The following is a 9061-nucleotide window of genomic DNA, read 5'->3' on the forward strand; positions in this document are numbered from 1 at the left end:
TCATTTTCCGGGCGCTCGGGGACTACCGTCATGTATCCCGATAAGTGCCTGGAGTTCTGCTAGTCTCGGCGAGGCTCCAGCGGATGGGATATCGAGCTGCTCGCGACGGCGGTCGGCGAGGTCGACGGTGGGGGCGAAGATACCGTGGTTGAGCTGCAAGAACGCACGGCCCAGGGCGGTCCCGTCCGAGACGCTGAACGCGCGTTCGCTTTTCCTGGTCTGTTTCCTGGCCTGCGGCGCTTAAAACTCGCTCACGATGCCCTCAATCGATCATCAAAAAGCGGTCCACGCAAAAGCGATGGGCCGTTTTCTTTTTTTGGCACGGCCAGAGAAGTGTCAGGGCAACAGAAGTGTCACGACAAGAGAAGTGTGGAGTGTGATGCATGAACCGAGTCGGCAGCGACTCGCGCCGGTCGGCCTGGAGGCTCGTGGAGCCGCTGGCGCGCATGGGGTTATCCGGTCTCTTACTGGCAGGCGGCGCCGTGGGAGCAGCGGCTGGACCGGCCGCCGCTTCGACCGCCGACGGCACGCTGACGGTTGAGGTGCTGCGCGACTTCTTCGGCACCGGCGTGATCAACGCGACGATGGACGTGCCCCAACAGGGCATGAAGGTGGACGTCTCCGACCCCGCCGGGCACCATGTCGCGGGCGTCACGGATGCCACGGGAAAGGTCGTGGTGGCGCAGTCGGCGCTGCTGAGCGGCGGCCGGTACCGCGTCGACGTCAGCGTCCCGGCACCGTACAGCGACTACCTGCAAGCGGCCCCCGCGTCGACGGCGGCCGGCCACTTCGACAGCTTCACGTCGTTCGCCGACGTGTCGGGCGGCAAGGACGCCTCGGTGGTGACGGGGGTGTGGGATCCGGCCGACTACACGCTGCCGGAATCGCAGTACTTCGTGCCGATCCAGAACGGCGCCGGAGGCACCGACACCCGGGCCCTGGTGGCGTTCGGGACGAAGACCCGAGGCACCTGTCCCACCGATGTGGCGTGCCCGACCACGTTGGACACGCAGGCTCAGGTGGGCACGACGTTCGCGTTGGCCTACGACAAGTACCGGAGCCGGCTGTTCCAGGGCGCTTTCGCCCGCCGGTACGCACCGTACGGGCCGAAGGGCGGTGACGCGATCTACGCGGTGCCGGCCGACGGCTCGGGTACGCCGGAGCTGTTCGCGCAGGTGCCGGGCGCCGCGCTGACGCCGCACGACGCCCTCGCCATGAACAAGGACCCCGGGTTCGTCGACGCACCGGGCAAGGAGAGCATCGGCGGCCTGGCCCTGTCGGAGGACGGCGCCACGCTGTACGCGGTGAACCTGCGGACCCGGGACCTGGTGAGCTTCGACGCGACCGGGGCCACCGCATCGGCGCCCGAGGCGACCGTGCCGATCCCGGACCCGGGGTGCGCGAGCCCCGGCGACTGGCGGCCCTTCGGCCTCTCGGTCCACGACAACACGCTGTACGTCGGCGGTGTGTGCGACGCGGAGAGCACGCAGCAGCGCGCGGACCTGAAAGCCGTCGTCTACACCTACGACGGCAACCGGTTCAGCACCGTGCTGTCCCACCCGCTCACCGACAAGCGCGGCTCGGTCTTCCACACCGCCGACAACGCCGACCGTGGCACCCACTGGAACCCGTGGAACACCAGCCTGGCGACGTGGGACGAGCGGAAGGCGGGCAACGTCTTCATCGATCCGCAGCCGGAGCTCACCTCCCTCGCCTTCGGCCGGGACGGTTCGATGATCCTGGGCTTCCGGGACAGGTTCATGGACGTCCTCAGCGCCAAGGGCCTCGACCCTCGCCCGCTGAACGACTCGCCGGAAATGGGCATGTCCGGTGGTGACATCACCATGGCCTGCGCCAGCCCCACGGGCGGATACGCATGGGAAGGCACCGGAAGCTGCCCCAACCACGCCACCCCCGCCAACGACGGCGGCGAGGACAACGACGTCGTCGAGTACTTCCCGGGCGACTTCTACGGCGGCGGGCACGGTGAGACCGCGCTGGGGGCGGTGGCCTACATCCCGCAGCAGCAGTGGGTCGTCAGCACGGAGTTCGACCCGACCGTCAACGTCGAGACCGCCGGCACCGGTTACTACGACATCACGACAGGGCAGGGCCCGGGCAATGCCCCGTCGGCCAACGCGTACCAGTTCGTCGGCCAGGAACAGAACGGGTTCGGCAAGGCCGGCGGGCTCGGCGACATCGCGTACGCGGCGGCGAACGCGCCGATCCAGATCGGCAACCTCGTCTGGTTCGACGGCGACCACAACGGCACCCAGGACCCGGCGGAAGTCCTGCTGCCCGGGGCGACGATCAACCTGCTGGACGAGGGCGGCAAGCAGGTCGCCACGACCAGGACCGACGCCGCCGGCGAGTACTACTTCGGTGGTGTCGGCGCCACGTACCAGCTCACGCCGGGCGCGAAGTACACCGTGCAGTTCGACGTGTGCACCGCGGACACCAGCGAGGTACCCACCCAGCCCACGGCAGACGAGCTACGGTTCACGCTGCCACGGGCCGGCGCCAACCGTGCGCACGACTCCAACGTGACCCCGCCGACCACCGGGCAGTTGTGCAACGGCGACGCGCCCGTCACCGCGCCGGACAAGGCGGGCGGCGTCGACCACACGATCGACGCCGGGGTGTACATCCCGGCATCGACACCGCCTCCGCCGCCGACCTCCCCACCGGCCTCCACGCCGCCCCCGAACCACTCCCCGGCCGGTGGGAACGGGGGACAGCTGGCGGACACCGGTACGTCCGGGCTGCCCGAGCTGCTCGCCCTCACCGGTCTGCTGGTGGGCGCGGGCCTGATCATCGCGTTCCTGAGCCGGAAGCGTCGCACCCAGCAACACTGAACCAACGGAACAACGGTGAGCTGCCCGCCCGCGGCCCGGATGGCGCGGTCGGGCAGCTCACCGCACGACGGCCGAGCAGCGTGGTGACCGGAAGGGTGAATCAGCGGAGTGGCAGCGTCGAGCCGCGTGCGGAGCAGGAGAACCCAGCAGGCTCCACCGGGCCGCGCGGCTGACCGGCGGTGGTGGCTGCGGCCACGCTGGGCGGCGGCCGTCATCGGCACGGCGGCGGGCACGGTGGTGGCCGCGTTCCTCCTCGCCGGCGGCGGCTCCGACCCCGGCACTCCGCGCGCCCTGACACCGGACGAGGCGAACCGGCTGGCGATCACGCGGTTCCGCAACTACGAGGCGCACGGCCGCACGGTGACGATCACCGTGCCGGGCACCGCCGGAGACCTGATCGTCACCGGGTCCGTCGACTACCGGGGCAAGCTCGGTTACGGCGTGGTGCACGGCACCGGGCGCAACACGTCCAGCGACGGGCTGATCGAGTGGACGGCCACCTCGGCGTTCGTCCACCCGATGGCGCACGCCCCGGCGCACGCACCCGCGTCGCCGCCCCGTTCGGGCTGGTACAGCCGTCCGTTGCAGTCGTCCGGCACCTCGCTGGACAGCTCCCTGGCCATCGCGCTCAGCCTCGGCAACGACCGGCCGGACAACGCCCAACTGCTGCCGCAGAACGGCGCCGCCTGGTGGGGACGAGACCGGGTGGACGGGCATCGCGTGGACGTCATGACCGGCCCTTCCTCCCGTGACCGCTCCGGTACGGCGGGCAACGTGCGGTACTGGGTCGGCTCGGACGGCACCATGTACCGGGTCCGCGTCAGCGTGGGTTCCGAGGCGGAGCCGGTGGTCATCGACTTCGACGCCCGGACGTACGTGCCGATCAAGGCGGTACCCGGCGTCACCCCGACGCGGTAGCCGCCGTTCAGGACGTCCGTACCTGCGCGTGCGCGGCGAGCAGGGACGCCGGCGGCAACGGGATGCCTGCCAGGTCCGGCAGGGCCACCGTGGCCGGGACGGCGGTGGCGCCGGTGGTGGCGGCGTGGGGGAACTGCGGCTGCGGACCGGGCGCCGCGACCTCGCTGAACGGGATGCCACCGGGCGCCGTCGGCATCGCCCAGCTGCCGGTCGGCGTGGGCGACTTGGCCGGCTGCGGGCAGGGCGCGGTCGCCGCGAGCCGGGCGGGCGCCGTGCTGTGCAGGTCGTTGCCGCGCAGGCAGTTGCCCCGGCCCCGGGTGGCGGTGGGGAACGTCCAGCCGATGTCGACGCCGTTGCCGGTGAACGTGTTGTCCACGATCTGGTTGCCGACCGGGGGGATGTCGGTGGTCGCGGTGATCACCAGTCCGGCGTTGCCGTTGCCGGCGATGCGGTTGCGCAGGAACTGGTTGCCGCTGCCGCCGTCGATGCCGATGCCGGTGCCCCATCCGCCGTCGGCCTGCTCGGGGGTGGCCTTCTGCTGGTTGGCGGCGATCAGGTTGCCCGCGATGACGGCGTCCTGCTGCGGGAGCAACTTCTCCTGGTGGTCGGAGTTGGTGGTCAGGCCGACCCGGTTGCCGACCAGGCGGTTGCCGACCACGTACATGTCGCCGCCGGCGTTGGTGCCTTCGTAACCGACCGCGTTGAGCTCGGCGATGTTGTCCCGCACCACGATGTGGCACGGCTTGCACTGCCCGACGTAGATCCCCGAGTCGGCCCCGCCCGACGTGTACGAGTGCTCGATGACACCGTTCTGTGCGGAGAACGCGTAGATGCCGTACAGGCCGTTGCGGGTCGCGGTCACGTAGGAGACCAGGAACGACTTCAGGAAGGTGACCGGCTCGTCGCCGGTGTCGTAGCCGCCGCTGCCGCCCGGCAGCCCGGCCGCGGCCGCCGCGGAACCGGTGACCAGCACCCCGTTCTGCGTGTTGTTCCGCACGGTCAGGTTCTCCACGGCCACTCCGGGCGCCGCGACCACGACACCGTTCGGCTGCCGCAACCGCCCGTCGATGACGACCCCGTCCCGGGACGCGCCGCGAAGGGTGACACGGGCCGTGTCGATCCTCACCGACTCGTGGTACACGCCCGGGGCGACCAGCACCAGGTCACCAGCCCGAGCCAGCGCCACCGCGGCCGAGATCGTCGGGGCGTCGCCCGGCACATGGATCGTCACATGCGCACCGCTCGGTCGCTCGCCTTTGCCCGATCCGCCATCGCCCTCGTTACCGCCGCAGCCGGCCACCAGTGTCAGCGTGCCCAGTACCGCCGCCAACACGCGAAGAGCTAATCGAGGCATGATCCCAGTCTGGCACGCGGTCTGGTACGCAGTCCGGCGTGACGCCCGATTCCGCGCGGGAATCGGAAGGTTGACCGCCATGGGTGATTCGGTGTGGCACTCTGCACACCATGCACCGAGCCGATCACCGTCCGTCGCGCCGCGCGTTCCTCGATGCCACCAGCGCCATGGTGGCCGCCGGTCTGACCGCCGGGTGCACAGCGGACTCCGCCCGGCCGGGCCGGCACGCGCCCACCGCGGCGGCCACGCCGAAGCCGGTCGTGCCGAAGCCGGTCGCGCCGACGGGCCGGCATCAGGCGGGCATCGCGCTCCCCCAGCCGGCCCAGGGCAACCTGCTGGCCGTGGTGGCCGACCTCGGTGCCACCGCGGCTCCCGGCCCGTTGCTGGCCGAGCTGGGCCAGGCCATCCGCACCCTCGCCGCGGGGACCGACCCGCGGCTGCTGGGCCTGCCGCCGGGCGACCTCACCGTGACCGTCGGCGTGGGCCCCCGGCTGGTGCGCGCCGCCGGCGCGGCGCTGCCCGGCGCTGTCGACCTGCCGCGTTTCTCGCGCGAGCGGATCGCCGCGCGGGCCCGCGGCGGTGACCTGCTGATACAGATCTGCGCCAGCGACCCGCTGCTCTTACCCGTCGTCGCTGCCGCACTCCTGGACCAGGCCGGTGACCGCGTCCACGAACGCTGGCGGCAGTCCGCACGCCGCGGCGCGAACGTGCCCGTCGCGGACGGCCGCACCGCGCCACGGAACCCGCTCGGCTTCATCGACGGCATCGTGGGCCCGCACACGACCGCCGAACAACAACGCGACCTGTGGCTGGCGGGGCCCGCTGCGGTGGCCGGCGGCACCCTCGCCGTCCTGCGGCGCATGGAACTCGACCTGTCGCGGTTCGCCGCCCTGTCCGTGGCCGAGCAGGAAGCGGTCTTCGGGCGGCACCGGGCCAGCGGCGCCCCGCTGTCGGGCGGCACCATCGCGTCGACCCCGGAACTCGGCGCCAAGACCCCGGACGGGCGCTATCTCGTCCCCGCGGACGCCCATGTGCGCAGGGCGAACCCCACCGTGGTCGGCGCCGGCCTCATGCTCCGCCGCTCCTACAGCACCGACGAGCCCGCACCCGGTCTGCTCTTCATCAGCTTCCAGAACGACCTGCGGACCTTCACCGCCACCCTCGCCCACATGGACGTCTCCGACGCGCTGCTGCGGTTCACCACCACGACCGCCAGCGCGACATTCCTGATGCTCCCCGGCTTCGACCGGAAGCACCCGCTCGGTTGCCGGCTGTTCGGCTGACCACCCGCCCTACGGCATGGCTGTGCCCGCACTCACCAGGGCCCCGGCTCAGGGCCAGACCAAGCAATACGCCTGATGCCCCGCGTCATGCAGGCGGTGGCTGAAGTCCTGCCACTCGTGCAGCAGTTGGTAGACGTTGAACGCGTCGCGTGGGCCGCCGCGGTCGGGGACGGTGGACCAGATGAACGCCGCCGCGCCGACGGCTTCCTCGCCGATGCCGCGCAGCGGGTCGACGACGGTCATGGGGAGCTTGACGACCGCGTAGTCCGGGTGGAGGACGACGAGTTCGAGCGGGGGGACCTTGTGCAGGGGTATGCCCTCGATGCCGGTGAGGACCATCGCGGCCATCGTCTCCGGCTTGATCTTGGTGAACATGCCGCCCATGCCGAGCTCGTCACCGCCGAGTTCCTCGGGGCGCATGGAGATGGGGACGCGGGCCGCCGTGGCGCCGTCCGGGGCGCCGAAGTACTTGTAGGTCACCCCCACCCGGCCACTCCCGCTCCCTGCCTGCCACTCGGTCTCGCCTCGCGCCGTGCTCCGGGCCGGTACGCCGGGTGCCTCCTGGGCAGCACCGTCCGGCGCTCCGGAGTCGGAACGCTGGTGCTCCCGCCGGTGCCTGCCCCGGCCCTGGCCGGCGGCAGGGGGGAGCCTGCGCCGGGGACCCAGGTCGTCGGTCCCCTCGCCCAGTCCGCCACCGCGCTGCATATCTCCACCCGACTGGTCTTCCGAAGGCGCGCACACCCACCACGCGGCCCGATCATCGTGTCAGTGACCTCCCCAGCGGCCGCCCGGTGAAACGTGCGCTGAAACACCTCACCGGAGGTTGTGAAAGGACTCCGACACCTCTTCGACAGTCGTGGGCCGCAAGCCGCCCCGACAGTCCCGGCCTTCAGCACCCGACATGCACCCGACTGCACGTGGTCTCCGTCAGTCTACGGGGAGGTCCGCCCAGGATGGGTGGCCTGTCGCAATCGATACCGGCTCGTTTACCAGGCTGTTGTGCGCAGGTCCGGGTGGCACGGATCCGCTGCCGGGGTTCCGCCGCCCGGTCGGTGCCCTGCGGCGTGAACCCGTTCGAGGGGTGCGGGCAAGTGAGGGTGACAGGCCGGCCCCCGAGTGTTGGAGCGTGCATGAACGGACCACCGTGCGACGACGATGCCGCGGTCATCGAGCAGTCCCATCGGCATCCCGAACTGTTCGGCGCGTTATATGACCGCTATGCGGCAGATATCTACCGTTTTGCCGCGCGCCGCATCGGCACGGCAGCGGCGGACGACGTGACCTCGGAGACGTTCCTCATCGCGTTCCGGGTCCGTGGGCGGTTCGACGCCTCCCGGGCCAGCGCCCGGCCCTGGCTGTACGGGATCGCGGCGAAGCTGATCGGCCGGCACCGGCGCTCCGAGGTCCGGGCCCTGAAGGCGCTGGCCCGCACCGGCGTCGACCCGGTGGCGGAGACCTGGGCGGACTGGGCGGAGCACGCCGACGACCGGGTCACCGCCCAGTCGGCCGGGCCCCAGCTGGCCGGTGCGCTCGCCGCGCTGTCCGCGGGCGACCGGCACGTCCTGCTGCTGGTGGCGTGGGCCGACTTCAGCTACCAGGAGGTCGCCGACGCCCTGGAGATCCCCTTGGGCACCGTGCGTTCACGGTTGAACCGGGCCCGCCGCAAGGTCCGTCAGGCGCTGGGCGCCGATCCCACTCTCGCGCTCGACACCACGGAGGTGGCCCACCATGGATGAGCTGACGCAGGTGCGCGGGCTGCGCTCGGACGCGCCCCGTCCCGACCGCGGCCGGCTGGCGCCCGGCCGCCAGAAGCTGATGGACGTCGCCCGGCGCGGCGGGCGGGCCCGCCGGCTGCGCACCGACTGGCGACTCGCCACGGTCGGAGCCGTGGCCGCGCTCACCGTCACGGCACTGCTCGGCAGCCGGCTCTGGGGCGGAGACCAGGTCAAGCCGGGCGCCCAGCCCGTGGTCACCGTGCAGCTGGGTGACGCCAAGGACGTCCTGGAGCACGCCGCCGACGTGGTCGCCGGCCAGCACGCGCCCACCCCGCACGCCGGGCAGTGGGTCTACGAGCTGACGAAGGAGGCCAACCGCACCGACGAGGAGACCCCCGTCAGCGAGCACTCGCACTGGGCCAAGTACGCGGACCCCACCTTCGAGAACGGCAAGATGGGCGACGACTACTCGCCGCGCAAGCGCTACCAGTTCCTCGCCGACCTGCCGGACGACCCGGAGGCGGTGAAGAAGAAGGCCCGTGTCTTCTATCCCAGTGGCAACGAGACCCAGGCGCAGCACGACCTGCGCGCCCTGACGATTCTCGCGCAGTCCTACCCGGCGCCCCCGAAGGGTCTCGCCGCCGTCTACCGGGCCATGGCCACGATCCCGGGTCTCAAGGCCGCCAACACCACGGACCTGCTCGGCCGGGACACCATCGACGTGTACCTGCCCCAGAAGAGCGCGGGGGCGTACCCCCTGCGCCACGACTTCCTCATCGACTCCACCACGTACGCCTACGTCGGCACGCGCGCCATCGCCCAGTCCGACAACCACGACAAGGGGGGCAAATTCGGTGACAGCTGGAAGAAGGGCGACGTGATCATCGACTTGGCGCGGAAGCAGATCGCCCTCGTCGACAGGAACGGGGAGCGTCC

7 protein-coding genes are annotated in these 9061 nt (G+C 71.4%); 5 read left to right on the forward strand and 2 right to left on the reverse strand.

The genetic code is table 11. From position 1 onward, the window contains the following. The first annotated feature begins 446 nt into the window (after positions 1-446). Together NQO67_RS41850 and NQO67_RS41855 are read left to right on the forward strand one after the other, a co-directional pair. Entirely contained in the window at positions 447-2855 is a 2409-nt protein-coding gene (locus NQO67_RS41850) for an SdrD B-like domain-containing protein (protein ID WP_255955862.1), read from the forward strand. Between the two features lie 237 nt (positions 2856-3092). After that, positions 3093-3773, forward strand: coding sequence for a hypothetical protein (locus tag NQO67_RS41855; RefSeq protein ID WP_255955863.1), 681 nt, complete (start codon positions 3093-3095; stop codon positions 3771-3773). 7 nt (positions 3774-3780) lie between these two features. Here the strand turns inward: NQO67_RS41855 and NQO67_RS41860 are convergent, their stop codons facing one another. Then, complete coding sequence (locus NQO67_RS41860; RefSeq protein WP_255955854.1) at positions 3781-5127, reverse strand: right-handed parallel beta-helix repeat-containing protein; 1347 nt, start codon at positions 5125-5127, stop codon at positions 3781-3783. A 110-nt stretch (positions 5128-5237) separates the two neighbouring features. On the opposite strand from NQO67_RS41860, the gene NQO67_RS41865 reads away from it, so the two are divergent. Beyond that, positions 5238-6410: a Dyp-type peroxidase gene (locus NQO67_RS41865; RefSeq protein WP_255955855.1), complete on the forward strand. Its 1173-nt coding sequence runs from the start codon at positions 5238-5240 to the stop codon at positions 6408-6410. Positions 6411-6458: 48 nt separating this feature from the next. Here NQO67_RS41865 and NQO67_RS41870 read toward each other — a convergent pair whose 3' ends face one another. Next, complete coding sequence (locus NQO67_RS41870; protein ID WP_255955856.1) at positions 6459-7115, reverse strand: hypothetical protein; 657 nt, start codon at positions 7113-7115, stop codon at positions 6459-6461. Positions 7116-7540: 425 nt separating this feature from the next. On the opposite strand from NQO67_RS41870, the gene NQO67_RS41875 reads away from it, so the two are divergent. After that, positions 7541-8146, forward strand: coding sequence for an RNA polymerase sigma factor (locus NQO67_RS41875; RefSeq protein WP_255955857.1), 606 nt, complete (start codon positions 7541-7543; stop codon positions 8144-8146). Further along, positions 8139-9061 (forward strand): CU044_5270 family protein (locus NQO67_RS41880; RefSeq protein WP_255955858.1); only part of this gene is annotated, 923 nt, incomplete at its 3' end. The genes NQO67_RS41875 and NQO67_RS41880, both read left to right, overlap by 8 nt.

Origin of the sequence: Streptomyces odontomachi, from assembly GCF_024435355.1 — a bacterium.
Taxonomy (GTDB): Bacteria; Actinomycetota; Actinomycetes; order Streptomycetales; family Streptomycetaceae; genus Streptomyces; species Streptomyces odontomachi.